Source organism: Klebsiella sp. 2-CIP_Kleb. (assembly GCF_050378715.1).
Lineage (GTDB): Bacteria > Pseudomonadota > Gammaproteobacteria > Enterobacterales > Enterobacteriaceae > Klebsiella > Klebsiella quasipneumoniae.
In genome coordinates, this window is the sequence record NZ_JBNRLG010000001.1 from 95621 (window position 1) to 119842 (window position 24222).

Below are 24222 nucleotides of genomic sequence, written 5' to 3' on the forward strand. Positions count from 1 at the left end.
TTTTTCGCGGGTGGCACGCGGATTGCTTGGGACTTAGAGGAAAACTATTTCCTGCGTGCGCCGGACCATATTTTATCAATGGTGATGCTATGAACCGATTTACCCTGAAGCAGCTCAAATATTTCGTCACCGTGGTGGAGACGGAGAGTATCGCCGAGGCCTCCCGCCAGCTGCACATTGCGCAGCCGTCGATTTCCATTGCCATTAAGAATCTGGAGAGCACCTTCGACCAGCAGCTGTTTATTCGCCACCACGCGCAGGGCGTCTCGCTCACGTCCAGCGGTCGGCGGATCTACGATAAAGCGAAGGAGCTGCTGCGCCTGTCGTGGGAATTTGAGCAGAATTCGCGGGCGGATAAAGAGCTGGTTTCTGGCATGATCTCCATCGGTTGCTTTGAATCGGTAGCTCCGCTGTATATGCCGAAGCTGGTGGCTGGATTTAAGAAATGCTATCCGGAAATTACGCTGCATCTGTATGACGGCGAACAGCATGAGCTGATGCATGGCCTGCACCGCGGCCGCTTTGACCTGGCGCTGGTCTACGATCTGGAGCTTGGCCACTCGATCAATAAAGAACGGCTTAACGCCCCGCATAAACCCTACGCGCTGCTGCCCGCCGCGCATCCGCTGGCGCAAAAGGCGCAGGTGACGCTGCAGGAGCTGAGCCGCGAGCCGATGATCCTCCTTGATGCGGTCCCGAGCAAAAATTATTTCATCTCCATCTTTAAGGAAAAAGGCTATCACCCGGAAGTAGCTTACAGCTCACCCTCTATCGAAATGGTGCGCTGTATGGTCGGTCAGGGACTCGGTTTTTCGGTGCTGGTCACCCGGCCCTGCTGCGATATGACCTACGATGGTGAAAGGGTGGTGCAGCGGGATATTGCCGACGATATGCCCGCCTCAACCTTAATTATGGCGCATCTCGCTAATAATGAGCCGACGCGGCCAACGCAACTGTTTATGGATTATTGCCGCAGTATCGAATTAACCCCCTCTCACGGCTGAAATAACGCCTGTCGATCCGGCAGGCGTTATTTTTTTTGTCGTCAATCAGCCTCGTAAAATTCTATTCAGTCGATCGTTTTATAATATTTTACCAATTCGTCACAGTTAAATAACCTGAAAGCCGTCAATTCCGGCGACCTCGTCGGCAACTGTGCTTGAAGGATAGAGAAATGACTGAACAGATAACCGAGATCGATACCCTGGTGGTCGGCGCGGGGCAGGCGGGCGTCGCCATGAGCGAGCATCTGACCCGGCTGGATATTCCCCACCTGGTGCTGGAGAAACAGGGTATTGCCCAGGCCTGGCGCAGCGGGCGCTGGGATTCGCTGGTGGCCAACGGCCCGGCCTGGCACGATCGGTTTCCGGGGATGGTGTTCCCGGACTGCCCGCCGGATAGCTTTGTCGGCAAAGAGCAGGTTGCGGACTATTTTGCCGCCTATGCCCGCAGCTTCAATGCGCCGATCCGTACCGGGGTGGAGGTGTACAGCGCCGAACGCCTCGCCGGGCGACCGGGCTTTCGTGTCGACACCTCCCAGGGGGTGATTGAGGCGCAGCGGATCGTAGCGGCCACCGGACCCTTTCAGCGCCCGACGATCCCGGCCATCGCCCCGCAGAGTCCGGCTATTCAGCAGCTCCACTCGGCGCACTATTTTAATCCGCAGCAGTTGCCGGAGGGCGGCGTGCTGGTGGTGGGGGCCGGCTCCTCCGGCGTCCAGATTGCCGATGAGCTGCAGCGTGCCGGACGCGCGGTGTGGCTGTCGGTGGGGGCGCACGACCGGCCGCCGCGTCGCTATCGCCAGCGCGATTTTTGCTGGTGGCTCGGGGTGCTGGGAATGTGGGACGCCGCGGCCAATGCGCCGGGGAAAGAGCATGTCACTATCGCGGTGAGCGGCGCGCGCGGCGGCCATACCGTCGATTTTCGCCAACTGGCGCATCAGGGGGTCACCCTGGTGGGGCAGACCCGCGGCTTTGACGGCGCCAGGGCGCTGTTCCACCCCGACCTGGCGGAGAATATCCGCCGCGGCGATGCCTCTTATCTTGCGTTGCTCGACGCCGCCGACGACTGGGTAGCGCGCAACGGTTCTGATCTGCCTGAAGAGCCCTCCGCCCGTGAGTTTCTGCCCGATCCGGCCTGCGTCAGCGACCCGCTGCTTAGCCTCGACCTGGCCGAGGCCGGGATCGGCGCCATCATCTGGGCGACCGGATATACCACCGACTATCGCTGGCTGAAGGTCAACGCCTTCGATGACGCGCAGCGGCCGCAGCATCACCGCGGCGTGTCGACGGAGCCGGGGGTCTATTTTCTCGGCCTGCCGTGGCTGTCGCGGCGCGGGTCCACCTTTATCTGGGGCGTCTGGCACGATGCCAAATATATTGCCGACCAGATCGCCATTCAGCGCCAGTATCAGCGTTACCAGCCGTCCTGATAACCGTTTCCTGAAGGAGTGCTTTGATGCCAACCCATACCCGTATTCGCATGTTTAACACCAAAGAGACCTACCCGAACCAGGCGCTGAACAACGATCTGTGCCAGGCGGTGCGGGCCGGGAATACTGTCTACGTTCGCGGCCAGGTCGGCACCGATTTCGCCGGCAACCTGATCGGCCTCGGCGACCCGCGAGCCCAGGCGGAACAGGCGATGAAGAATGTCGAGCAGCTGCTGAAAGAGGCCGGCAGCGACCTCTCGCATATCGTCAAGACCACCACTTATCTGATCGACCCCCGCTATCGCGAGCCGGTCTATCAGGAGGTGGGAAAATGGTTGAAAGGGGTCTTTCCCATCTCCACCGGGGTGGTGGTGTCGGCCCTGGCGCAGCCGCAGTGGCTGATGGAGATTGACGTCACGGCGGTGATCCCTGACGACTGGCAGGGGGAGGCGGCAGAATGACCCTTTCCCTTACCGCCCGTTGCCCGGAAACGGGTCAGTTGGGCATCGCCATTAGTTCATCGAGCATGGCCGTCGGGTCGCGCTGTCCGTGGCTGCTGCCCGGCGTGGGGGCGGTTTCCAGCCAGAACATTACCCTGCCGTCGCTGGGGCCGCAGATCCTCAGCGCGCTCGAAGCGGGAGCCAGCGTTGAGCAGGCCCTGAAGCAGGCGCTGGCGGAGGATCGCTTCCGCGAATATCGCCAGGTCGCGGCGATTGACGCCAACGGCGACACGGCGGTGTTCAGCGGGGAATTCACCCTCGGGATCGGCGGCGCCCTGGCGGGGGATAACTGCGTGGCGGCGGGCAACATGCTGGCCAGTGAGGGGGTAATCGCTGCGATGGTGGGCGCCTTTGAGGCCGCCACCGGTGAGCTGACCAGCCGGCTGCTGGCCGGACTGCGCGCCGGGATCGTCGCCGGGGGCGAGGCCGGGCCGGTCCACTCGGCGGCGGTGAAGGTGGTGGACGATTACCCGTGGCCGGTGGTCGACCTGCGCATTGACTGGGCGGAAGCGGATCCGCTGGCGGCCCTTGAGCAGCTGTGGCTGGCGTGGGAGCCGCAAATGGAGGCCTATATTACCCGGGCGCTCGACCCGCGCGAGGCGCCGGCCTATGGCGTGCCTGGCGATGAATAACACGCCGGGAGCGATCCTTGCCGCGCTGCTGGCCTTTGATACCACCAGCCGCCATTCGAACCTGGCGATGATCGACTGGATCGCCGATTTTCTCGCCGCCCGCGGCGTGGCGTCCCGCCGCTTTTATGACCCGTCGGGGGGAAAGGCCAATCTCTACGCTCGGCTGGGGCCGTCCGGCGGCGGCGGGGTGATGCTCTCGGGCCATACCGACGTGGTCCCGGTGGACGGGCAGGACTGGAGCGTGCCGCCGTTCAGCCTGACCGAGCGCGATGGCCGCTACTACGGCCGCGGTAGCGCCGATATGAAGGGCTTTCTCGCCTGCGTGCTGGCGGCGGTGGATGACTTTCTGGCGGCGCCGCTGCGGATGCCGCTGCATCTGGCCTTCTCCTATGACGAAGAGGTCGGCTGCCTCGGCGTGCGCAGCCTGGTGGATTTTCTGCAGGCCTCGCCGGAGAAACCGGCGCTGTGCCTCATCGGCGAGCCGACGGAGATGCAGCCGGTGTTCGGTCATAAAGGCAAACTGGCCATGCGCTGCTGCATTGAGGGCCAGGCCTGCCATTCGGCCTATGCCCCGCAGGGGGTGAACGCCATCCGCTACGCGGCCAGGCTGATCAACCGCCTGGATCGGCTGGGCGAGCGTCTGGCCCGGCAGCTGGACAGCCGCTTTTCGCCGCCTTTCAGCACCCTGCAGGTGGGCACCATTCAGGGCGGCGCCGCGCTGAACATCGTTCCGCAGTCCTGTCGCTTTGATTTTGAAATCCGCTACCTGCCGGGGATGCGTCCCGAAGCGGTTACCGAAGCGCTGGCGGCCTACGCCCGCCGCCGGCTGCTGCCGGAGATGCGCCGGGTCGGCGGCGGAAGCGACATCCAGTTTCAGCTGTTGAGCCACTACCCGCCGCTGCTCAGCGATCCACAGTCCGACTTCGCCCGCTGGCTGGCGCAGTGGTGCGGCAGCGATCGGTTTTCCACCGTGGCGTTCGGCACCGAAGGGGGGCTGTTCGACGAGATGGGCGTCGCGACCCTGGTCTGCGGGCCGGGCAGCATGGCCCAGGGCCATAAGGCCGATGAGTACATCAGCATCGACCAGACCGAACGCTGCATGGCGATGCTGGGCCAGCTTTGCGCGTGGATGCGCGCCGAGCCCGCAGAACCGCTTACCTGATCCACCCACACAGGAACCCAAGCGATGCACAACCAACACTCTCACCATATCGATCAAGCGACAGTCGACCGCTGGCAGGCGGATGGCGTGGTATTACTGAAGGGCGTTTTTACCCCCTGGGTTGAGCGCCTCGCCGAGGGGGTCACGGCGCTGATGGCCAGCCCCAGCGAATATGGTCATGCGCGCACGGTGATCCCCAAAGATGGTTCGCCGCCTTTTTTTCAGGATTACTGCAACTGGTCGCGGATCCCGGCGTTTAGCGAGTTTGTCTTCCAGTCGGCCGCCGCCGAAATCGCCGCGGCGCTGATGCAGTCGCAGACGGCGAAATTTTTCCATGAGCATACGCTGGTCAAACCCGCCGGGGGCAGCACAGTCACCCCCTGGCATCATGACCAGCCTTACTATTGCGTCTCCGGCCGACAGAACGTCAGCTTCTGGATCCCGCTGGACCCGGTAGCAGAGGCCACCTCGCTGCGCTGCATTCGCGGGTCGCATCGCTGGGAGGCGGAGTACAGTCCCACCCGCTTCAATGGCACCAGGCTCTACGAGCACACCCGGTTCAGCGCGCTGCCGGATATCGACGCCCATGAGGACGAGTACGATATCGTCAGCTGGGCGCTGGAGCCGGGGGATGCGGTGGCCTTTCATTTTCGCACCGTCCATGGCGCCCGCGGCAACCCTGGAGCGCGGGCGCGACGGGTCTTCTCCGCCCGCTGGGTGGGGGATGACGCCGCCTTTGCCGACCGCGGCGGCGTGACGTCGCCGCCGTTCCCCGAGCTGACCCTGCGGGACGGCGACCCGCTGGATTCTCCACTGTTCCCCCAGGTCTGGCCACCAGCGTAAGCGGCTTCGGACGGGATCTGCTATGATCCCGTCTTTCGTTGTCTGGAGCCAGTCGATGTTCAACGACGCCATTGTTTATGACCGCTACGGGCCGCCGGCCGCGGTGCTAACGCTGAAACGCGCCCCGCTGGCGCCGCTGGCCGGTGGACGGGTGCGGGTCAGGATGCGCTATGCCCCGGTGAATCCTTCAGATCTGATCCCCATCACCGGCGCCTATCGCCACCGTACCCGACTGCCGGCCGTCCCCGGCTACGAAGGCCTTGGCGAGGTGGTCGCCGCGCCATTCGGCAGCCGGCTGACCGCGGGCCAGCGGGTGCTGCCCCTGCGCGGGGGCGGCACCTGGCAACGGTTTATCGATCTCGATGAGACCTGGCTGGTGCCGGTTCCCCCGGCGGTGGACGATCTGCTGGCCGCCCGCGGGTATATCAATCCGCTGACGGCGATGCTGATGCTCAGTCGCTGGCCGGTTGCCGGGAAACAGATCGTGCTGACCGCCGCCGCCTCCTCCTGCGCCAGCCTGCTGGGGCAGTGGGCGCTGGCCATGGGCGCCCGTTCGGTAAGCGGGATTATTCGCTCGCCGCAGCATCGGGCGCGTCTGGAGCAGGCCGGGATCTATCCGATCCTCGACGCCGACCGGGCGCTGGTGGAGAAGGTCAGCCAGCACAGCGATCTGGTGTTTGACGCGGTGGGCGGGGAGCTGGGGAACACGCTGTTGTCGGTGCTGCCCGCGTCGTCGACCCTGGTCTCCTACGGCTTATTATCCGGGCGGCCGTTGATCCAGACGCGCGCCAGCGCGGCGGTGCGCAAGTTTCATCTGCGGGAGGCGCTGCCTGGCCTCAGCGTGGCGGCATGGCGGGCGGCGTTCGATGAGATCTGGCAGCGGCTGCCGACGACTACGCAACCGCCGGCCCAGCGGGTGGCGTTGAACGACTGGCGCGAGGCGATTGCCGCCGCCGGCCAGCCGGGAAGAGGCGGTAAAATCCTGCTCGATTTCACCGTGGGTTGAGATTACTGTTTCTTCTCGCCGAGGGTCGGCGTTTCGTCAAAGAAGTTCCATGGCTTCAGCAGGGCGTGCGCCCATTCGGTTGGCATGATCGGCCACTCTTCAGCGCGCGCCACGTGGGTGGTGCCGGTGGTGATCCACACCACGTCATCCTGGTGCGTCAGCGACTCATCGTCCTTGGCATACTGGCCTAACCCGGTATCGTGAGCGGAGCGGTTGGGGTATTTGCCTTCCGGATAGCGTTCGCTCGGGTGGTAGCGCGTCACCCACAGCTGTTTATCCATAAAGCTCAGACGATGGTAGATCCACTCGTCGGGGGCGAACTTGGCGCCGGTCGCCGCCGGATGGGTGCCGCCAGCGTAAGGGATGATCTGGTAAGAGACTGGGTTACCCATGCGGTTCTCTTTGCTGGTGTTGCTCAGCAGGCGAATCGTACCCGGGTCGAATTTCTGCGCCGCTTTCTGTTCGCTGTCAATCGTGTACTGATTCACCTGCATGGTGCTGGTGCGCGGGCCGCCGGCGGTGTTGGGCTTCACCTCCGGGTCCATCGCCACCAGGGTGTTGTTTTCGCCGTCCACGTCGAGGTCGAGGCGGAAGTTATAGATATGCTGGTGGGTGGTGCCGACAATATTATGGTCGATCAGCGTTCCGTAGCGGGTATCTTCTTTGGCGCTCGGGTCGTGCATGGTTTTCGCCAGCACGCCTTTCACTGCCTCAATCCCGGTGGCGCCGGCATCGATGCCGATGGTGCCGTTGTCGTGGAATACCCAGTCAAAGATATAGTCGTAGTTGCCGACGGTGCTGATCCAGCGCACCACCAGCTCCCGGCGCTCGGTACTGACGTTGGGCTTGCCCATCTCCAGGTGCTTATATTCCGGCCCGGCGTAGCGCTCGAATATGGCGACGGCGTGCGGGATGGTGGTCGGCGCGCCGGTGTAGTCGGCGATGGTTTCATCCAGCAGCACCGCATTCGACGGCGCGTCTTTGCCGCGTACAATCGGCGAGGTCAGGGTGCCCATGCCGTAATCGCCGGAGTCCAGATAGGCTTTGAAATACCAGCCGACGTCCGGGTCGCCGTAGGGGACGATCATCCCGCCGAGCGAACCTTCATACATCACCTGGCGTTTTTTGCCGTTATCGTTGTAGGTCACCGTCGAGAGGATTGGCCCGACGCGCGAGTTAAGACGCAGATGGAAATCCCAGTTCCGCCAGTGAATGGTATCCCCGGTAATGGTATAGTTTTTGCCTTCCGGTTCAGTAATATCCAGCGGTTTCACCGCCGGGGCGTTGCGGTCGCGGCCATCATACGGACGCGGTTCCATCGGCACCGGAATCACCGGGCCTTCCTCGATTTTGATGATTTTCTTTGCTTCCAGGTCGACCACCGCCACCAGGTTTTCAATCGGGTGCGCCCAGTAGTTGCCGTCGCCGGTATCGAGATAGCTGACCACCTTCAGCAGACGCGCATCCTGCTGCAGGCCATCTTTGCCATCGAAGTAGCCGACGGTGAGCGGGGTGGTGACCACCTTGCCAGGATCGGTAATACCGTGTTTTTTCAGCACCGCCGCGAATTCGCTGCTGGCGTTGATGATGTTCTGCACGCTGGCGAAATCATCGAGCAGCACCATGCCGTGCGCGCCTTTGATCGGCGTCCATGAGAGGATTTTTTTGTTTTGCAGATCGACGACGGCTTCAATGACATGTTTGCCATCGAGCATCACCACATCGGCAGTGCGGGGGGCATCAACGGGCGTTCCCTGCAGGGCAAAGGCCCATACCGCCGCTTTATCCGGCTCGTGCAGGGAAATCTCAGTAAAGCGGGTATTCGGCTGGAACTCCGGCGCGGTTTTGACAATGGTCACCGCTTCGCTGATTTCCGCCGCCGAGAGCGAGTTTAACGGGTGAGGGCGTTTTTCCACCTGGAAGGTCTGGTCGAGACCGGACTGGAACACGTCGTTGATAAAGGTATCGGAGACCCAGGCTTTACCTTCCTTCATCACCACCGGCACCGGTAGGTCAAGGGATTTACCGTTGACGATCGCCGTTTTGGCGCCGGGCTTCACTTTGACGTAAGCGCCATCTTTTATCAGGGTAAACATTTGCGCATAGTCATCCCACTGCACGTCAGCGCCGAACGCCTGCAGCGTTTTATCCAGCGGTACCATGTGGGCTTCGCTACCGTGAGCGAAGACCGGTGATTGCCAGGCGCAAACCACCGCGACAGCGAGAGCCAGTGCGGTTTTACGAGGAGAAAATTTCAAGCCGTTTGCCATTGTGACCTCATCTTATTGTTGTGTTGTCTTATGCCGCTGCGAATGTCGGCTTTGTCACCCTTAAGCTACCAGCCCGCGGCGCCGTAGCGTTTGTTTGCTCTTGCCAGGTTATTTGTCAGTTTTGCCAGAGGGACGTAAAAAATGCCTCCGCAGAGGCATTGAACACGTGCGCCGATTTTTTGCCGGGTGGCGGCTAACGCCTTACCCGGCCTACAGTCCCAAATCACTGCTGGCGCTAGCGCTGGGGCCGCTGAAACTGCCGGTGCTGGCGGCCTCAAAATCGCTGAGACGTTCCCGGCAGGCCGGGGCAGCCCGCATGGATGCGGGCTGAGGGCCGTGTTTTGCATGGACGCTACCTCGGCCCGACCCGAAGCCTGCAGGGATAAGTCGAAGGGACCGCGCAGCGGCGATTTTGCTGGCCGGAGCCGGGGGTACAGGGGGGCGGCGGCGACTGGCCGCCCCCTGTGCGCTCCCTGCGCCACGGAAAACAGAATGAAGAAAAATTAACCGGGAGCGCAATGTGCGCTGAAGCCACAGATAACATAAAGAACCACACTTCAGTACTTCCCCTCACCCTGACCCTCTACCGGAGGGAGAAGGATCTGTCCGGTAGCTGTTTTCGCCCCCTGCGCCTTGAGATAAATCACACAGAACAAACGTTTTCCCGGGGCGAAACCGTTGCAAACCGATTGCAGAAGCAATAGCTCAAGGACCGGCCAACAGAGCGCCAGCGGTCTATTTTCCGCCATTACGCCGGGAAATCCCCCTGCTGGCGCGCCACCAGGGTGAGAATGGAATACAGCGCCACCGCCTGCTGGTGCTGGTTGAAAATCTCCACCGCCCATTCCACCACGCCGGTGGCTTTCTCCTCAGCGCTGCGCTGCCGCTTGACCGTTTTCCGCTTACAGGTGAGGCGAACCTGAATAGTGTCGCCCGGTTTGACCGGCTCAATAAAGCGCAGGTTTTCCATGCCGTAGTTGGCGATAACCGGCCCGACGCCGGCATCGACGAACAGACCGGCCGCCGCGGAGATCAGGAAATAGCCGTGGACCACCCGCTCGCCGAAAATCGACTCGGCGGCGGCGATTTTGTCCATGTGGGCGTAGAAATGGTCGCCGCTCAGACAGGCGAAGTTAACGATATCCGCTTCGGTCAGCGTACGGCGCGGGGTCAGCAAACTGTCGCCGGGCTGGATCTCTTCGAAATATTTGCGAAACGGGTGAATGCGATCTTCGCTCACCTGGGCGCCGCGTACCCACTGCTGGCCGATGGTCGCCAGCATCGTTGGGCTGCCCTGGACGGCGGTGCGCTGCATATAGTGTTTCACCGAACGCAGTCCGCCGAGCTCCTCTCCGCCGCCGGCGCGGCCGGGGCCGCCATGCACCAGCTGCGGCAGCGGCGAACCGTGGCCGGTTGATTCTGCGGAGGATGCTTCGTTCAGGATCTGAATACGACCATGCGCGCGGGCGGCGCCGAGGATAAACTCGCGCGCCAGTTCGCCGCTGGCGGTAACCAGCGTCCCCGCCAGGCTGCCGCCGCCGGCGCGTGCCAGCGTCAGCGCATGCTGGCGGTCCTGGTAGGGCATCAGGGTCGCCACCGGGCCAAAGGCTTCAATGGCGTGAACCGCCGGGGTTTCATCCGGCTGCGCGCAGTAGAGCAGCGTCGGCGGGAAAAAGGCTCCGGCCGCGCTGAGGTCCGCCTGTCCGCCAAGCAGCGCTTCGCAGCCGGCGGCAATCAGTTTATTGACGCTCTCCTGTACGTCCCGACGCTGCTCGTGATTAACCAGCGCCCCCATCTTAATCCCTTCCTGCGCCGGGTCGCCGACGGTCACTTTATGCAGGCGGGCGATCAGCGCATCGCTAACCGCATTGATCTGCGCCAGCGGGACGATGATGCGGCGGATAGCGGTACATTTTTGTCCGGCTTTCGCCGTCATCTCGCGGACCACTTCCCGGATAAACAGCGCGAACTCCGGTTGCTCCGGCGTGACGTCTTCGCCTAACACACAGCAGTTGAGCGAATCCGCTTCCATGGTAAAGGGAATCGATTTGGCCACCAGGTTGGGGTGCGACCGCAGCTGCTGGCCGGTGGCGGCAGAGCCGGTAAAGGTCACCACGTCCTGGCTATCGAGGTGGTCGAGCAGATCGCCCGCGCCGCCGCAAATCAGGCTGATGGCGCCCTCCGGCACCAGGCCGCTGTCGACAATCGCTTTCACCATTGCCTGGGTGAGCTGGGCGGTAGCGGTGGCCGGTTTAATGATAGCTGGCATACCGGCCAGCCACGTGGGGGCCAGTTTTTCCAGCATTCCCCAGCAGGGAAAGTTGAAGGCGTTGATATGGACGGCGATGCCTGATTTTGATGTCAGCACATGACGCGCGGCAAAACCGCCCTGTTTTGAGAGCGGGATCAGCTCGTCTTCCGGCCACAGGATATCGTCCGGCAGTTCGCGACTACCGAGCCCGGCATAGGTAAAAAGGGTGCCGATGCCGCCTTCGATATCCACCCAGCTGTCGGCGCGGGTGGCGCCGGTTTGCGCCGAGATGGCGTAGAACTGGTCTTTCTGCGCCAGCAGATGTTTCGCTACCGCTTTTAACATCGCGCTGCGTTCAATAAAGGTCATGGCTTGCAGCGCCTTACCGCCGCGCTCAATCGCGAAGCGGCGCGCCTGCGCCATATCCAGACCTTCACTGGTCACCTCCCACAGCGCCGTGCCGGTGATGGCGTGATGAATAGTACGGGCGCGGCCCCGGCCGGTCTGCCAGGCGCCGGATAAGTAGCTGGCTAACTGCTGCATCGCAAATCTCCAAATGTGTTACGTGTGATATCTATAAATAGTTCTTTTATGAATCATAAAATGCAAGCCCGCATTTAATAAATTATTAACATTGTGATCGCGATTGCGTTACACATTATGCTTAACTTACTGTATTTGTTGTGGTTTACAAAAGGTTTTGCGGAGATTATCACAAAAAGAGCAAACAAAATTTGTGGTTTTATTTAACCAATATGTAACCTTCAATAAACAAAGTGATTCACATTAATGTTTTTTTTGTGAATATCGGAATCATAAAGGTGATGACGTGACAGAAGAACAACGCTTTGACCAGCGCATCGCGCAGGAAACGGCCATCGAACCGCAGGACTGGATGCCGGATGCCTACCGTAAGACCTTGATTCGGCAGATAGGCCAGCACGCGCACTCGGAGATCGTCGGTATGCTGCCGGAAGGCAACTGGATCACCCGCGCGCCGACGCTGCGCCGCAAAGCGATCCTGTTGGCTAAGGTACAGGATGAGGCTGGACACGGGCTCTATCTCTATAGCGCCGCGGAAACCCTTGGCTGCGCCCGGGAAGACCTGTATCAGAAGATGCTCGACGGGCAGATGAAATACTCCTCCATTTTTAACTACCCGACGCTGAGCTGGGCGGATATCGGCGTGATCGGCTGGCTGGTCGATGGTGCGGCTATCGTCAACCAGGTGGCGCTGTGCCGGACCTCCTACGGGCCCTATGCCCGGGCGATGGTCAAAATCTGCAAAGAAGAAAGCTTTCACCAGCGCCAGGGATTCGAAGCCTGCATGGCGCTGGCGCAGGGCAATGACGCGCAGCGGCAAATGCTGCAGGACGCCATTAACCGCTTCTGGTGGCCAGCGCTGATGATGTTTGGCCCCAACGACGACAACTCGCCAAACAGCGCCCGCAGCATGGCGTGGAAAATCAAACTGCACTCCAACGACGAGCTGCGTCAACGCTTCGTCGACAACACCGTGCCGCAGGTGGAGATCCTCGGTATGACCGTCCCGGACCCGGATTTGCAGTTTGATGAAGCCAGCGGCCACTACCGCTTCGGCGAAATCGACTGGCAGGAATTTAACGAGGTGATTAGCGGCCGTGGGATTTGCAATCACGAACGCCTGGCCGCCAAGCGTAAGGCCTGGGAAGAGGGCGAATGGGTGCGCGAAGCCGCGCTGGCCCATGCGCAAAAACAGCAGGCCCGCAGCGCGGCATAAGGAGAGACAACATGAGCAAAGTTTACTGGCCGTTATATGAAGTGTTCGTTCGCAGCAAACAGGGGCTTTCCCATCGTCACGTCGGCAGCCTGCATGCCGCCGACGATCAAATGGCGCTGGAAAACGCCCGCGACGCCTACACCCGCCGCAGCGAAGGCTGCTCAATTTGGGTGGTGAAGGCCAGCGAAATCGTTGCCTCGCAGCCGGAAGAGCGCGGCGAATTCTTCGACCCGGCGGAAAGCAAAGTCTACCGCCATCCGACTTTCTATACCGTGCCGGACGGCATGGAACATATGTGAGGCGGCGATGAATAACCCGAATCCCATCGCCACCTACGCCCTGCGGCTTGGCGACAATGGTCTGGTGCTGGCCCAGCGTTTAGGCGCCTGGTGCGGCCATGCCCCGGAGCTGGAGATCGATCTTGCGCTGGCCAACATCGGCCTCGACCTGCTCGGCCAGGCGCGCAACTTTTTAAGCTATGCCGCCGAGCTTAACGGTTGCGGCGACGAAGATACCCTGGCCTTCGGCCGCGATGAGCGCCAGTTCAGCAACCTGCTGCTGGTGGAGCAGCCCAACGGCAATTTTGCCGACACCATCGCCCGCCAGTTCTTTATCGACGTCTGGCACGTCGCCCTGTACAGCCGGCTGGTGAACAGCCGCGATGCGCAGCTGGCGGCAATTGCCGCTAAAGGGCTGAAAGAAGTGCGTTACCACCAGCGCTTCAGCCGTGGCTGGCTGGAGCGTCTTGGCAACGGCACCGAATTATCAAATCGCAAAATGCAGCAGGCGGTCGACAATCTGTGGCGCTTCACCGGCGAACTGTTCCTTGCCGATGACCTGGAGCTCAGCCTGGTCGGGCAAGGCATTGCGGTTGATCCGCGCGAGCTTCAGGCCGAATGGCAAAGCACCGTGCATACCGCGCTGCTTGACTCAGGCTTATCGATCCCGCAGGAAGCGGCCTTCCGCAGCGGCGGCAAACAGGGGCTGCACAGTGAACATCTCGGCCCGCTACTGGCGGAGATGCAATATCTGCAGCGTTCGCATCCCGGCCTGCAGTGGTAAGGGAGGAGAAGATGCAACGTTTAGATGACATCGCTCCCGCCGAGGTGCGCGCTATCTGGGGATTGTTAAGCGCGATCCCGGACCCGGAAGTACCGGTGCTGACCATCACCGATCTCGGCATGGTGCGCAGCGTCGCGCGCCACGGCGACGGCTGGGTGATTGGCTTTACCCCGACTTATTCGGGCTGTCCGGCGACGGAGCATCTGCTGGGGGAGATCCGCGCAGTGATGAGCGAGCATGGTTATCTGCCGGTCCACATCGTCCTGCAGCTGGATCCGCCGTGGACCACCGACTGGATGAGTCAGGATGCCCGCGAGCGCCTGCGCCAGTACGGCATCAGCCCGCCGCAGGGGCACGCCTGCCATGCGGATATGCCCGCCGAGGTGAGTTGTCCACGCTGCGGCAGCACCCATACCTCGCTGCTTAGCGAATTCGGTTCCACGGCCTGCAAAGCGCTCTATCGCTGCGACAGCTGCCGGGAACCTTTTGATTACTTTAAATGTATTTGAGGTTGCCATGACGACGTTCCATTCGCTTAAGGTGGCGAGAGTCGAGCCGGAAACCCGCGATGCGGTGACCATCACTTTTGCGATCCCGCAAGCCCTGCAGGCGGAATACTGTTTTCGCCCGGGCCAGCATCTGACGCTAAAAGCCCGTCTGGGCGGTGAAGAGCTGCGCCGCTGTTACTCCATCTGCCGCAGCCGCACGCCGGGAGAGATCAGCGTCGCGATCAAAGCCATCGACGGCGGGCGCTTCTCGCGCTACGCCCAGCACGATATCCAGCAGGGGATGGAGCTGGAGGTGATGGTGCCGCAGGGGCATTTCGGCTATCAGCCGCAGGCCGAACGGCAGGGCGACTATCTGGCGATTGCCGCCGGCTCCGGGATCACGCCGATGATGGCGATCGTTAGCGCCACCCTGGCCACCGAGCCGTACAGTCGCTTCACGCTGATCTACGGTAACCGCAGCAGCCACAGCATGATGTTCCGCCAGGCGCTGGCCGATCTAAAAGACCGCTTTCCGCAGCGCCTGCAGGTGATACATCTGTTCAGCCAGGAGTCGATGGACAGCGATCTGCTGCAGGGGCGCATCGACGGCGACAAACTGCGCCAGCTCGCTGACCATCTGCTGGATTTCAGCCGTTTCGACGAGGCCTTTATCTGCGGTCCGGCGACGATGATGGACGAGGCGGAAGCAACGTTACGTGAACTTGGCGTAGCGGAGAAATCGATTCATCTCGAACGCTTCAATACGCCGGGCGGCAGCGTTAAGCGCGCCGCCGGGGTGCAGGCGGAGGGACGCACGGTCACCATCCGCCAGGACGGGCGCGATCGGCTGATCGCCCTCAGCGCCGAAGACGACAGCATCCTGGATGCCGCATTGCGTCAGGGGGCAGACCTGCCGTTTGCCTGCAAGGGCGGGGTGTGCGCCACCTGTAAATGCAAAGTGCTGCGCGGCGAAGTGGCGATGGCCGCCAACTATAGCCTCGAAGCGGATGAGCTGGCGGCGGGTTATGTGCTGAGCTGCCAGGCGCTGCCCACCAGCGGCGACGTGGTGGTCGACTTTGACGCGCGGGGGATGGCATGAGCGAGCTGCTGATCCACCGCCATGGCCGGGTGCTGCAGCTGACGCTCAACCGTCCGCAGGCCCGCAATGCGCTGAACAATGCCTTATTAACCCAGATTGCCGAGGCGCTGGAGGCCGCGGCCGCTGATAACCACGTCAGCGTCTGCGTCATCAGCGGTAACCCGCGCTTCTTTGCCGCCGGGGCCGACCTGAATGAGATGGCGGAGAAAGATCTCCCGGCGACCCTGGACGATATCCGCCCGCGGCTGTGGGCGCGTATCGATGCCTTCCCCAAACCGCTGATCGCCTCGGTCAACGGCTACGCCCTCGGCGCCGGCTGCGAGCTGGCCCTGCTGTGCGATCTGATTGTCGCCGGGGACAACGCCCGCTTTGGCCTGCCGGAAATTACCCTCGGCATAATGCCGGGCGCTGGCGGCACCCAGCGGCTGATCCGCAGCGTTGGCAAGGCGCTGGCCAGCCGGATGGTGCTGAGCGGCGAGAGTATTGACGCCCGTCAGGCGCAGCAGGCCGGGCTGGTGAGCGATGTCCATCCGGCGGCGTTAACCGATGAATATGCCCTGCAACTGGCGACCACCATCGCCCGCCATGCGCCGCTGGCGCTGCGGGCGGCGAAACAGTCGCTGCGTCTGTCGCAGGAAGTGAGCCTGCAGGCCGGCCTCCAGCAGGAGCGCCAGCTGTTCAGCCTGCTGAGCGCCACCGAAGACCGCCGCGAAGGCATCGACGCCTTCTTACAAAAACGTAACCCGGACTTTAAAGGACGCTAATCGTGGAAGCTTTCATTCTCAGCGCAGTGGAACAGGGCGTCATGACCATCACTCTCAATCGCCCGGACCGCCTCAACAGTTTTAACGATCGGATGCATCAGCAGCTGGCGGAATGTCTGAAGCAGGCCGAGCGCGACGACGGCGTGCGTTGCCTGCTGATCACCGGCGCCGGCCGCGGCTTTTGCGCCGGCCAGGATCTGAATGACCGCAACGTCGACCCCAGTGGGCCGCCGCCGGATCTTGGCCTGTCGGTGGAACGCTTTTACAACCCGTTAGTACGCCGTCTGGCGGCGCTGCCGAAACCGGTGATTTGCGCGGTCAACGGCGTAGCCGCAGGCGCAGGGGCCACCCTGGCGCTGGGCTGCGATATCGTGCTGGCCGCGCGTTCGGCCAAGTTTGTGATGGCGTTCAGCAAGCTCGGGCTGGTGCCGGACTGCGGCGGCAGCTGGTTCCTGCCGCGGGTGGCCGGCCGCGCGCGCGCGATGGGGCTGGCGCTGCTGGGCGACAGCCTCAGCGCGGAACAGGCCGCGCAGTGGGGGATTATCTGGCAACTGGTGGACGATGCCGAACTGGCGGATACCAGTCTGCAGCTGGCGCGCCATCTGGCGGCCCAGCCGACGTTTGGTCTTGGGCTGATTAAAAAGGCGCTGCTGGCGGCGGAAACCAACAGTCTCGACGCGCAGCTGGATCTGGAGCGCGATTATCAGCGCCTCGCCGGGCGCAGCGATGATTACCGCGAAGGGGTCAGCGCGTTTCTGGCCAAACGGCCACCACAGTTCAGCGGGAAATAGATGATGACGACATCCTTAGCCAACGTGGCGGTGATCGGCAGCGGCACCATGGGGGCCGGCATCGCCGAAGTGGCTGCTGCCGCAGGACATCCGGTGCGTATTTTTGATATTAACCCTAAGGCTGTAGGCCAGGCGATTGAGGGCATCGCCGGGCGTCTGGCGTCGCGCGTTGCGCGCGGCAAACTGGCCCCTGAGCAGGCCGACGCGCTGCTGGCGCGCCTGCATCCGGCCCACGATTTAGCCGCGCTGGCCGACGCAGATTTAGTGATCGAAGCGGCCTCTGAACGGCTGGAGGTGAAAGCGGCGCTGTTCGCGCAGCTGGCGGCGATCTGCTCGCCGTCAACATTGCTGACCAGCAACACCTCGTCGATTTCGATTACCGCCATCGCCGCCGGGGTCAAAAACCCGGAGCGGGTGGCCGGGCTGCACTTTTTTAATCCGGCGCCGGTGATGAAGCTGGTCGAGGTGGTGAGCGGCCTGGCGACGTCTGCGGAAGTGGTGGAGCAGTTGTGCCAGTGCGTGAGCGGCTGGGGGAAACGGCCGGTTCGCTGCCGCTCGACGCCCGGCTTTATCGTTAACCGCGTGGCGCGTCCGTTCTATGCTGAAGCCTGGCGGGCGCTGGAGGAGCAGGTGGCCGCCCCGGAAGTTATCGATGCCGCTTTGCGTGACGGCGGCGGCTTCCCGATGGGGCCCCTGGCGCTGACGGACCTGATTGGCCAGGACGTCAACTTCGCCGTGACCTGCTCGGTATTTAACGCCTTCTGGCAGGACCGGCGTTACCTGCCATCGCTCCTGCAGCAGGAGCTGGCGCAGGCCGGGCGATTGGGGAAAAAGAGCGGTCACGGCGTCTATCGCTGGCCTGCGGAGACGCAGCCGGAGGTGACGCTGCCGCCGGTCGCCACTGGCGCGCAATCCGTGATGACGGTAAGTGACAGTGTCACCGAGCTGGACGAGCTTTTGTTGCTGGAGACCGAAGGCGAAACCGCCCTGGCGCTGAGCGTTAAGCATCGTCGTCCGGTGGTGGTGTATGACCTGTGCGCCAGCGATACGGTGGTGCTGGCCGCCGCGGCGACCAACGCGCCGGCGGCGACGGACAAAGCGGTGCACTATTTCCAGCAGCAGGGCAAGAAAGTGCTGCGCATCGCCGATTATCCCGGCCTGCTGGTGTGGCGCACGGTGGCGATGCTGGTTAACGAAGCGCTGGACGCACTGCAGAAAGGGGTGGCCAGCGCGCAGGATATCGATACCGCCATGCGTCTTGGCGTCAACTACCCGCAGGGCCCGCTGGCGTGGGGGGAAAGCCTCGGCTGGCGCCGCGTGCTGCGCCTGCTGGAGAACCTGCATCACCATTATGGCGAGGAGCGCTATCGCCCCGGTTCCCTGTTGCGCCAGAAGGCGCTAATGGAGAAGCACCATGAGCAATGATCCGTGGCGCAACGCGCGCGTGATGTACGAAAAAGATACCTGCGCCAGAAAGATGGGGATCGAACTTATCGAAATGGACGATGGTTTTGCGCAGATGACCATGACCGTCTCGCCGGACATGCTTAACGGCCATCAAACCTGTCACGGCGGTCAGCTATTTACCCTTGCCGATACCGCTTTCGCCTACGCCTGTAACAGCCAGGGGCTGGCGGCGGTGGCTTCGGCGGCCAGCATTGATTTCCTTCGCCCGGCGTTTGCCGGGGACCGGCTGGTCGCCACCGCCCGAGTCAAACAGCAGGGCAAGCTGACCGGGGTCTACGACATTGAAATTGTTAATCAACAGCAAAAAATTGTGGCCCTGTTTCGCGGCAAATCGCACCGCATCGGCGGCACAATCACAGGAGAAGTCTAATGCGCGAGGCCTTTATTTGTGACGGGATCCGCACGCCGATTGGCCGCTACGGCGGCGCGCTGGCCAGCGTGCGCGCCGACGACCTGGCGGCGATCCCGCTGCGGGCGCTGCTGAGCCGCAACCCCAGGCTTGACCCGACCGCGATCGATGACGTGATTTACGGCTGCGCGAATCAGGCGGGCGAAGATAACCGCAATGTGGCGCATATGGCGACGCTGTTGGCAGGTTTCCCGCATACCGTACCGGGCACCACGATTAACCGTCTATGTGGGTCTGGTCTGGATGCGATCGGCTTTGCCGCCAGAGCGATCAAAGCCGGCGATGCCGATCTGCTGATTGCCGGCGGCGTAGAGTCGATGTCGCGCGCGCCGTTTGTGATGGGGAAGGCCAGCGCGCCGTATCAGCGTCAGGCGGAGCTGTTTGACACCACCATTGGCTGGCGTTTTGTGAACCCGCTCATGGCGCAACACTTCGGAACTGACAGCATGCCGGAAACGGCCGAGAATGTAGCTGAATTGTTAAATATTAGCCGCGCCGATCAGGATGCTTTCGCCTGGCGCAGCCAGCATCGCACGGCGCAGGCCCAGCGCGATGGCATTCTGGCGCAGGAGATCGTGCCGGTGCAGATTGTCGGCCGGAAAGGGGCGGTCAGCGATGTGCGCGAGGACGAGCATCCGCGCCCGGAAACCACGCTTGAGCAGCTGGCGCAACTGAAAGCGCCGTTCCGTCAGGGCGGCGTCATTACCGCGGGCAATGCTTCCGGCGTCAACGATGGCGCCGCGGCGCTGATCGTCGCCAGCGAACAGCAGGCCGCTATCCAGGGGCTCACTCCGCGCGCGCGTATCGTGGCGATGGCGACGGCAGGGGTCGAACCGCGGCTGATGGGGCTGGGGCCGGTACCGGCGGTGCGTAAAGTGCTGGAGCGGGCGGGACTCAATATCCACGATATGGATCTGATTGAGCTGAATGAGGCCTTCGCCGCTCAGGCGCTGGGCGTGCTCAGACAGCTTGGCGTGCCGGACGATGCGGCGCATGTGAATCCCAACGGCGGCGCCATCGCGTTAGGCCATCCGCTGGGCATGAGCGGCGCGCGTCTGGCGCTGAGCGCCAGCCTTGAGCTGCAGCGCCGCGGCGGGCGCTATGCGTTGTGTACGATGTGTATTGGCGTGGGTCAGGGCATCGCCATGATCCTCGAGCGAGTGTGAGCTAATTTACCTGCGAGTACCCTACAATGATAACTACTACAAAATTAGATCCGATTGAAACCGCCTCGCGTGATGAGCTGCAGGCCCTGCAAACCCAACGGCTGAAGTGGACCCTGAATCATGCGTATAACAATGTGCCGATGTATCGTCGCAAATTCGACGCCGCCGGCGTGCACCCTGACGACTTTCGCGAACTGAGCGACCTGACCAAATTCCCGTGCACCACCAAACAGGATCTGCGCGACAACTATCCCTTCGATACCTTCGCGGTGCCGATGGAGCAGGTGGTGCGCATTCACGCCTCTTCCGGGACCACCGGCAAACCGACGGTGGTGGGCTACACGCAGAACGATATTGATAACTGGGCCAATATCGTCGCCCGTTCGCTGCGCGCCGCCGGCGGCACGGCGAAAGATAAAATTCACGTCGCCTACGGCTATGGCCTGTTCACCGGCGGCCTTGGCGCGCACTACGGCGCAGAACGCTTAGGCGCGACGGTGATCCCGATGTCCGGCGGACAGACCGAAAAACAGGCGCAGCTGATCCGTGATTTCAAGCCGGATATGATCATGGTGACGCCGTCCTACTGTCTGAATCTGATTGAAGAGCTGGAGCGCCAGATGGACGGCGATGCCCGCGGCTGTTCATTACGCGTCGGCGTCTTTGGCGCCGAGCCGTGGACCCTGGCGATGCGCGCGGAGATCGAGCGCCGGCTGGGGATCACCGCCCTGGACATATACGGTCTGTCGGAGGTGATGGGCCCGGGGGTGGCGATGGAGTGTCTGGAGACTGTTGACGGCCCGACCATCTGGGAAGACCACTTCTTCCCGGAAATCGTTAACCCGGACGACGGCACGCCGCTGGCCGATGGCGAACACGGCGAACTGCTGTTCACCACGTTGACCAAAGAGGCGCTGCCGGTGATCCGCTATCGTACCCGCGATCTGACGCGCCTGCTGCCGGGCACCGCCCGCACCATGCGCCGTATGGACCGCATCAGCGGACGCAGCGACGATATGCTGATCATCCGCGGGGTTAACGTCTTCCCGTCGCAGCTGGAAGAGGAGATCCTTAAGTTTGAACATCTGGCGCCGCACTACCAGCTGGAGGTCAATCGCCGCGGCCATCTTGATTCGCTGGCGGTGCGCGTGGAGCTGAAAGAGAGCGGGCGGGCGCTGAGTCACGAGCAGCGCTGCCAGATTTGTCACCAGTTGCGCCACCGCATCAAGTCGATGGTCGGGATCTCCACCGATATCACTATCGTCAACTGCGGCAGCATTCCGCGCTCTGAAGGCAAAGCCTGTCGGGTATTTGATCTGCGTAAAGCGGTGGTCAGCGGTTAAACCTCTCCCCGGTGGCGCTGCGCTGACCGGGGCTACGCGGTTAGCCCGGCTGTGGCCTTTACGCCCTCAGCCGGGGAAATTCCTGTGCTATGATTCATAAAGGAAAAATATAACAACAGCATGAATCAGATGAGTAAACTCGACGCCTTTATTCAACAAGCCGTGACGGCGACGCCGATCAGCGGCACGTCATTGATCGCCTCGCTGTATGGCGACGCCTTATTACAACGCGGTGGGGAAGTGTGGCTGGGCAGCGTCGCGGCGCTGCTGGAAGGATTAGGCTTCGGCGAGCGCTTCGTCCGCACCGCGCTGTTTCGCCTCAATAAAGAAGAGTGGCTTGATGTCGTCCGTATCGGCCGCCGCAGCTTCTATCGTCTGAGCGACAAAGGGCTGCGCCTGACCCGTCGTGCGGAACATAAAATTTATCGCGCGAACGCCCCGGAATGGGATGGTACCTGGCTGCTGTTGCTCTCGGAAGGCCTGGAAAAAAATGTGCTGGCCGACGTCAAAAAGCAGCTGCTGTGGCAGGGATTTGGCGCGCTGGCGCCGAGCCTGTTAGCCTCGCCGTCGCAAAAGCTGGCGGATGTCCAGTCGCTGCTCCACGAAGCAGGCGTCGCCGAAAACGTCATCTGTTTTGAAGCCCACTCGCCGCTGGCGCTCTCCCGGGCGGCGCTGCGCAGCCGGGTAGAGGAGTGCTGGCATCTCACCGAACAAAACGAGATGTATGAATCGTTCATCTCGCTATTCCGGCCGATACTGCCGCTGCTCCGTGACTGCGACCCCGCGGAGTTAACGCCGGAGCGCAGCTTTCAGATCCAGCTCCTGCTGATTCATTTCTATCGCCGAGTGGTGCTCAAAGATCCGCTGCTGCCGGAAGAGCTGCTGCCGGCGCACTGGGCGGGGCAAACCGCCCGCCAGCTATGTATCAATATTTACCAACGGGTGAGTCCCGGCGCGCTGGCGTTCGTCAGCGAGAAAGGTGAAAGCTCGGTCGGCGAGCTTCCCGCGCCGGGCCCGCTCTATTATCAGCGCTTTGGCGGTTTGCCGGGCGCATAAGGAGGTTGCATGCCGATTTATCAGATTGATGGACTGACCCCTGTGGTGCCGGAGGAGAGTTACGTCCACCCGACCGCGGTGTTGATTGGCGACGTGATCCTCGGCAAAGGGGTCTATGTTGGGCCCAACGCCAGCCTGCGCGGCGATTTTGGCCGCATCGTGGTCAAAGACGGGGCCAATATACAGGACAACTGCGTGATGCACGGCTTCCCAGGCCAGGATACGGTGGTGGAAGAGGAGGGCCATATCGGCCACGGCGCTATTCTGCACGGCTGCGTAATTGGCCGCAATGCGCTGGTGGGGATGAGCGCGGTGATTATCGACGGGGCGACTATCGGCGAAAACAGCATTGTCGGCGCCTCGGCCTTCGTCAAAGCCAACGCCGAGATGCCCGCCAACCATCTGATTATCGGCAGCCCGGCAAAAGCGATTCGCGTCCTGAGCGAACAGGAGCTGGCGTGGAAAAAGCACGGTACCCGTGAATACCAGGTGCTGGTGGAACGCTGTAAGCAGACGCTGCACCAGGTTGAGCCATTACGGGAAGTGGAAGACGGGCGTAAGCGGCTGGAGTTTGATGAAAACCTGCGGCCAAAATCCTCCACCTGAGGGGTAAATATAATGGCAGAGAAATTATCCGCTCACTGTCACTGCGGTGCGGTGGCCTTTACCGTTGAGCTCAGCGACGGCTTCAACACCGTTCGGCGCTGTAACTGTTCATATTGTCGAATGCGTGGGGCGGTCGCGGTCTCTTCGCCGCGTTCAGGAATCGATGTGGTACGCGGCAGGGATAAGCTCACAGAGTATCGCTTTAATACAGGGGAAGCCGTGCACTTTTTCTGCTCGGTATGCGGGATCTACACCTTTCATCAACGGCGATCAAACCCACAGCAGTATGGGGTGAATGTGGCCTGCATTGACGGCGTTTCACCTTTCGATTTTCCTTGCGTGGAAGTCAACGACGGCGTGAATCATCCAAAAGATGGCGGCGGAGGCGTGGTGGGGTATTTGCGCTACGAGAAAAAGCAAAAATCTCCTCCCGCCGGCAGCGAGAGGAGTTAACTATTAGGCTGCAACCACGCTGTCGATGGCCGCTTTCGCGTCAGACTGCGCTTTGGCCGCGACTTCCGGGCCGTAAGCGATACCTTCGGCGAACACGAAGTTCACGTCGGTGATGCCGATGAAGCCGAGGAAGGTGGACAGGTACGGGGTGACCAGGTCGGTCGGGGTATCTTTATGGATACCGCCGCGGCTGGTCACGACGACCGCGCGTTTACCGGTCACCAGACCTTCCGGCCCTTTTTCGGTGTAGCGGAAGGTAACGCCGGCGCGAGCCACCAGGTCGAAATAGTTTTTCAACTGCGTCGGGATGTTGAAGTTGTACATCGGCGCAGCGATAACAATCACATCGTTGCCTTTCAGTTCAGCGATCAGCTCGTCGGAAAGGGCCAGCGCTTCCTGCTGACGCGGAGTCAGCGGCGCGTCGCTCGGACGCAGGGCGCCAACCAGTTCACCATCCAGAACCGGGATCGGATTAGCGGCCAGGTCACGCACGGTGATCTCGTCGCCCGGGTGTTTTTCCTGCCATTGTTCAACAAAATAGTCGGAAAGCTGACCAGATTGTGAGTACCCTGCCAGAATACTGGATTTCAGAACTAATACTTTGCTCATGGGTGTTTCCTTTTTTAATGTGATTGACGGGTCAGTGCCCTGGTGCTTGATGACA

Annotated in this window: 25 protein-coding genes; 22 read left to right on the forward strand and 3 right to left on the reverse strand. The window is 61.8% G+C overall.

The features are described from left to right. Window positions 1-89 precede the first annotated feature (89 nt). From ACQUTP_RS00480 to ACQUTP_RS00510, 7 genes are all read left to right on the forward strand, one after another. Entirely contained in the window at window positions 90-1004 is a 915-nt protein-coding gene (locus ACQUTP_RS00480) for a LysR substrate-binding domain-containing protein (RefSeq protein ID WP_004204026.1), read from the forward strand. A gap of 170 nt (window positions 1005-1174) precedes the next feature. Then, window positions 1175-2431, forward strand: a complete 1257-nt coding sequence (locus ACQUTP_RS00485) for a flavin-containing monooxygenase (RefSeq protein WP_043522031.1) — start codon at window positions 1175-1177, stop codon at window positions 2429-2431. A gap of 26 nt (window positions 2432-2457) precedes the next feature. Then, window positions 2458-2892 (forward strand): RidA family protein, encoded by a 435-nt coding sequence (locus tag ACQUTP_RS00490; RefSeq protein WP_004190423.1) that lies wholly within the window; start codon window positions 2458-2460, stop codon window positions 2890-2892. Then, window positions 2889-3563, forward strand: a complete 675-nt coding sequence (locus tag ACQUTP_RS00495) for a DUF1028 domain-containing protein (protein ID WP_032455929.1) — start codon at window positions 2889-2891, stop codon at window positions 3561-3563. The genes ACQUTP_RS00490 and ACQUTP_RS00495 overlap by 4 nt, the downstream gene beginning before the upstream one ends. Beyond that, window positions 3556-4725 carry an acetylornithine deacetylase gene (gene argE / locus ACQUTP_RS00500; protein ID WP_004204029.1) on the forward strand — a complete coding sequence of 390 codons (1170 nt, stop codon included), beginning with the start codon at window positions 3556-3558 and terminating at the stop codon, window positions 4723-4725. The genes ACQUTP_RS00495 and argE overlap by 8 nt, the downstream gene beginning before the upstream one ends. A gap of 24 nt (window positions 4726-4749) precedes the next feature. Then, the gene (locus ACQUTP_RS00505) at window positions 4750-5568 is read left to right on the forward strand and encodes a phytanoyl-CoA dioxygenase family protein (RefSeq protein WP_004204030.1); all 819 of its coding nucleotides are present in this window, start codon (window positions 4750-4752) and stop codon (window positions 5566-5568) included. A 22-nt stretch (window positions 5569-5590) separates the two neighbouring features. Next, window positions 5591-6574 carry a zinc-dependent alcohol dehydrogenase family protein gene (locus ACQUTP_RS00510; RefSeq protein WP_072500739.1) on the forward strand — a complete coding sequence of 328 codons (984 nt, stop codon included), beginning with the start codon at window positions 5591-5593 and terminating at the stop codon, window positions 6572-6574. Window positions 6575-6576: 2 nt separating this feature from the next. On the opposite strand, the gene tynA is transcribed toward ACQUTP_RS00510, so the two are convergent. Continuing rightward, entirely contained in the window at window positions 6577-8844 is a 2268-nt protein-coding gene (gene tynA, locus ACQUTP_RS00515; RefSeq protein ID WP_062913881.1) for a primary-amine oxidase, read from the reverse strand. Between the two features lie 166 nt (window positions 8845-9010). Between tynA and ACQUTP_RS00520 the strand changes: the two genes are divergently transcribed. Beyond that, the gene (locus ACQUTP_RS00520; RefSeq protein ID WP_032425973.1) at window positions 9011-9175 is read left to right on the forward strand and encodes a hypothetical protein; all 165 of its coding nucleotides are present in this window, start codon (window positions 9011-9013) and stop codon (window positions 9173-9175) included. Between the two features lie 417 nt (window positions 9176-9592). Here the strand turns inward: ACQUTP_RS00520 and paaZ are convergent, their stop codons facing one another. Beyond that, entirely contained in the window at window positions 9593-11638 is a 2046-nt protein-coding gene (gene paaZ, locus ACQUTP_RS00525; RefSeq protein ID WP_085846197.1) for a phenylacetic acid degradation bifunctional protein PaaZ, read from the reverse strand. Window positions 11639-11924: 286 nt separating this feature from the next. On the opposite strand from paaZ, the gene paaA reads away from it, so the two are divergent. The 14 genes from paaA to ACQUTP_RS00595 all read left to right on the forward strand — a co-directional run bounded on the left by paaA (window position 11925) and on the right by ACQUTP_RS00595 (window position 23558). Then, window positions 11925-12854 carry a 1,2-phenylacetyl-CoA epoxidase subunit PaaA gene (paaA, locus tag ACQUTP_RS00530; RefSeq protein ID WP_004176377.1) on the forward strand — a complete coding sequence of 310 codons (930 nt, stop codon included), beginning with the start codon at window positions 11925-11927 and terminating at the stop codon, window positions 12852-12854. Window positions 12855-12865: 11 nt separating this feature from the next. Beyond that, on the forward strand, window positions 12866-13153 hold the full coding sequence (paaB, locus tag ACQUTP_RS00535; protein WP_004224492.1) for a 1,2-phenylacetyl-CoA epoxidase subunit PaaB: 288 nt from the start codon (window positions 12866-12868) through the stop codon (window positions 13151-13153). 7 nt (window positions 13154-13160) lie between these two features. Continuing rightward, complete coding sequence (gene paaC, locus ACQUTP_RS00540; protein WP_096833853.1) at window positions 13161-13916, forward strand: 1,2-phenylacetyl-CoA epoxidase subunit PaaC; 756 nt, start codon at window positions 13161-13163, stop codon at window positions 13914-13916. An 11-nt stretch (window positions 13917-13927) separates the two neighbouring features. Beyond that, window positions 13928-14425 (forward strand): 1,2-phenylacetyl-CoA epoxidase subunit PaaD, encoded by a 498-nt coding sequence (gene paaD, locus ACQUTP_RS00545; protein WP_004204037.1) that lies wholly within the window; start codon window positions 13928-13930, stop codon window positions 14423-14425. 7 nt (window positions 14426-14432) lie between these two features. Further along, a complete protein-coding gene (gene paaE, locus ACQUTP_RS00550) occupies window positions 14433-15503 on the forward strand; it encodes a 1,2-phenylacetyl-CoA epoxidase subunit PaaE (protein WP_428902322.1) in 1071 nt (356 codons plus the stop codon). Further along, entirely contained in the window at window positions 15500-16267 is a 768-nt protein-coding gene (gene paaF, locus ACQUTP_RS00555) for a 2,3-dehydroadipyl-CoA hydratase PaaF (protein WP_057214843.1), read from the forward strand. Before paaE ends, paaF begins: the two co-directional genes overlap by 4 nt. Before the next feature lie 2 nt (window positions 16268-16269). Next, complete coding sequence (gene paaG, locus ACQUTP_RS00560; RefSeq protein WP_004204040.1) at window positions 16270-17058, forward strand: 2-(1,2-epoxy-1,2-dihydrophenyl)acetyl-CoA isomerase PaaG; 789 nt, start codon at window positions 16270-16272, stop codon at window positions 17056-17058. Beyond that, complete coding sequence (locus tag ACQUTP_RS00565; RefSeq protein ID WP_181962747.1) at window positions 17059-18483, forward strand: 3-hydroxyacyl-CoA dehydrogenase; 1425 nt, start codon at window positions 17059-17061, stop codon at window positions 18481-18483. Next, window positions 18473-18895, forward strand: coding sequence for a hydroxyphenylacetyl-CoA thioesterase PaaI (gene paaI, locus ACQUTP_RS00570; RefSeq protein ID WP_004204043.1), 423 nt, complete (start codon window positions 18473-18475; stop codon window positions 18893-18895). Before ACQUTP_RS00565 ends, paaI begins: the two co-directional genes overlap by 11 nt. Next, on the forward strand, window positions 18895-20100 hold the full coding sequence (pcaF, locus tag ACQUTP_RS00575; RefSeq protein WP_062913886.1) for a 3-oxoadipyl-CoA thiolase: 1206 nt from the start codon (window positions 18895-18897) through the stop codon (window positions 20098-20100). The genes paaI and pcaF overlap by 1 nt, the downstream gene beginning before the upstream one ends. A gap of 26 nt (window positions 20101-20126) precedes the next feature. Next, window positions 20127-21443, forward strand: coding sequence for a phenylacetate--CoA ligase PaaK (gene paaK / locus ACQUTP_RS00580; RefSeq protein WP_285755226.1), 1317 nt, complete (start codon window positions 20127-20129; stop codon window positions 21441-21443). A gap of 129 nt (window positions 21444-21572) precedes the next feature. After that, the gene (gene paaX, locus ACQUTP_RS00585) at window positions 21573-22499 is read left to right on the forward strand and encodes a phenylacetic acid degradation operon negative regulatory protein PaaX (protein WP_025999095.1); all 927 of its coding nucleotides are present in this window, start codon (window positions 21573-21575) and stop codon (window positions 22497-22499) included. Between the two features lie 9 nt (window positions 22500-22508). Next, the gene (gene paaY / locus ACQUTP_RS00590) at window positions 22509-23105 is read left to right on the forward strand and encodes a phenylacetic acid degradation protein PaaY (protein ID WP_004204049.1); all 597 of its coding nucleotides are present in this window, start codon (window positions 22509-22511) and stop codon (window positions 23103-23105) included. A gap of 9 nt (window positions 23106-23114) precedes the next feature. After that, window positions 23115-23558, forward strand: a complete 444-nt coding sequence (locus tag ACQUTP_RS00595; RefSeq protein ID WP_025999094.1) for a GFA family protein — start codon at window positions 23115-23117, stop codon at window positions 23556-23558. A gap of 3 nt (window positions 23559-23561) precedes the next feature. Here the strand turns inward: ACQUTP_RS00595 and azoR are convergent, their stop codons facing one another. Continuing rightward, window positions 23562-24167 carry an FMN-dependent NADH-azoreductase gene (gene azoR, locus ACQUTP_RS00600; protein ID WP_002902889.1) on the reverse strand — a complete coding sequence of 202 codons (606 nt, stop codon included), beginning with the start codon at window positions 24165-24167 and terminating at the stop codon, window positions 23562-23564. Window positions 24168-24222: the final 55 nt, after the last annotated feature.

Excerpts from the sequence above, each read along its gene's own strand:
- pcaF (WP_062913886.1), top strand. The coding sequence starts at position 18,895 with ATGCGCGAGGCCTTTATTTGTGACGGGATCCGCACGCCGATTGGCCGC.
- ACQUTP_RS00485 (WP_043522031.1), top strand. The coding sequence starts at position 1,175 with ATGACTGAACAGATAACCGAGATCGATACCCTGGTGGTCGGCGCGGGG.
- paaE (WP_428902322.1), top strand. The coding sequence starts at position 14,433 with ATGACGACGTTCCATTCGCTTAAGGTGGCGAGAGTCGAGCCGGAAACC.
- paaC (WP_096833853.1), top strand. The coding sequence starts at position 13,161 with ATGAATAACCCGAATCCCATCGCCACCTACGCCCTGCGGCTTGGCGAC.
- ACQUTP_RS00505 (WP_004204030.1), top strand. The coding sequence starts at position 4,750 with ATGCACAACCAACACTCTCACCATATCGATCAAGCGACAGTCGACCGC.
- paaF (WP_057214843.1), top strand. The coding sequence starts at position 15,500 with ATGAGCGAGCTGCTGATCCACCGCCATGGCCGGGTGCTGCAGCTGACG.
- ACQUTP_RS00490 (WP_004190423.1), top strand. The coding sequence starts at position 2,458 with ATGCCAACCCATACCCGTATTCGCATGTTTAACACCAAAGAGACCTAC.
- tynA (WP_062913881.1), bottom strand. The coding sequence starts at position 8,844 with ATGGCAAACGGCTTGAAATTTTCTCCTCGTAAAACCGCACTGGCTCTC.
- paaK (WP_285755226.1), top strand. The coding sequence starts at position 20,127 with ATGATAACTACTACAAAATTAGATCCGATTGAAACCGCCTCGCGTGAT.
- ACQUTP_RS00565 (WP_181962747.1), top strand. The coding sequence starts at position 17,059 with ATGATGACGACATCCTTAGCCAACGTGGCGGTGATCGGCAGCGGCACC.
- paaX (WP_025999095.1), top strand. The coding sequence starts at position 21,573 with ATGAGTAAACTCGACGCCTTTATTCAACAAGCCGTGACGGCGACGCCG.
- paaD (WP_004204037.1), top strand. The coding sequence starts at position 13,928 with ATGCAACGTTTAGATGACATCGCTCCCGCCGAGGTGCGCGCTATCTGG.
- paaY (WP_004204049.1), top strand. The coding sequence starts at position 22,509 with ATGCCGATTTATCAGATTGATGGACTGACCCCTGTGGTGCCGGAGGAG.
- ACQUTP_RS00495 (WP_032455929.1), top strand. The coding sequence starts at position 2,889 with ATGACCCTTTCCCTTACCGCCCGTTGCCCGGAAACGGGTCAGTTGGGC.
- paaI (WP_004204043.1), top strand. The coding sequence starts at position 18,473 with ATGAGCAATGATCCGTGGCGCAACGCGCGCGTGATGTACGAAAAAGAT.
- paaZ (WP_085846197.1), bottom strand. The coding sequence starts at position 11,638 with ATGCAGCAGTTAGCCAGCTACTTATCCGGCGCCTGGCAGACCGGCCGG.
- paaB (WP_004224492.1), top strand. The coding sequence starts at position 12,866 with ATGAGCAAAGTTTACTGGCCGTTATATGAAGTGTTCGTTCGCAGCAAA.
- ACQUTP_RS00510 (WP_072500739.1), top strand. The coding sequence starts at position 5,591 with ATGATCCCGTCTTTCGTTGTCTGGAGCCAGTCGATGTTCAACGACGCC.
- ACQUTP_RS00480 (WP_004204026.1), top strand. The coding sequence starts at position 90 with ATGAACCGATTTACCCTGAAGCAGCTCAAATATTTCGTCACCGTGGTG.
- azoR (WP_002902889.1), bottom strand. The coding sequence starts at position 24,167 with ATGAGCAAAGTATTAGTTCTGAAATCCAGTATTCTGGCAGGGTACTCA.
- argE (WP_004204029.1), top strand. The coding sequence starts at position 3,556 with ATGAATAACACGCCGGGAGCGATCCTTGCCGCGCTGCTGGCCTTTGAT.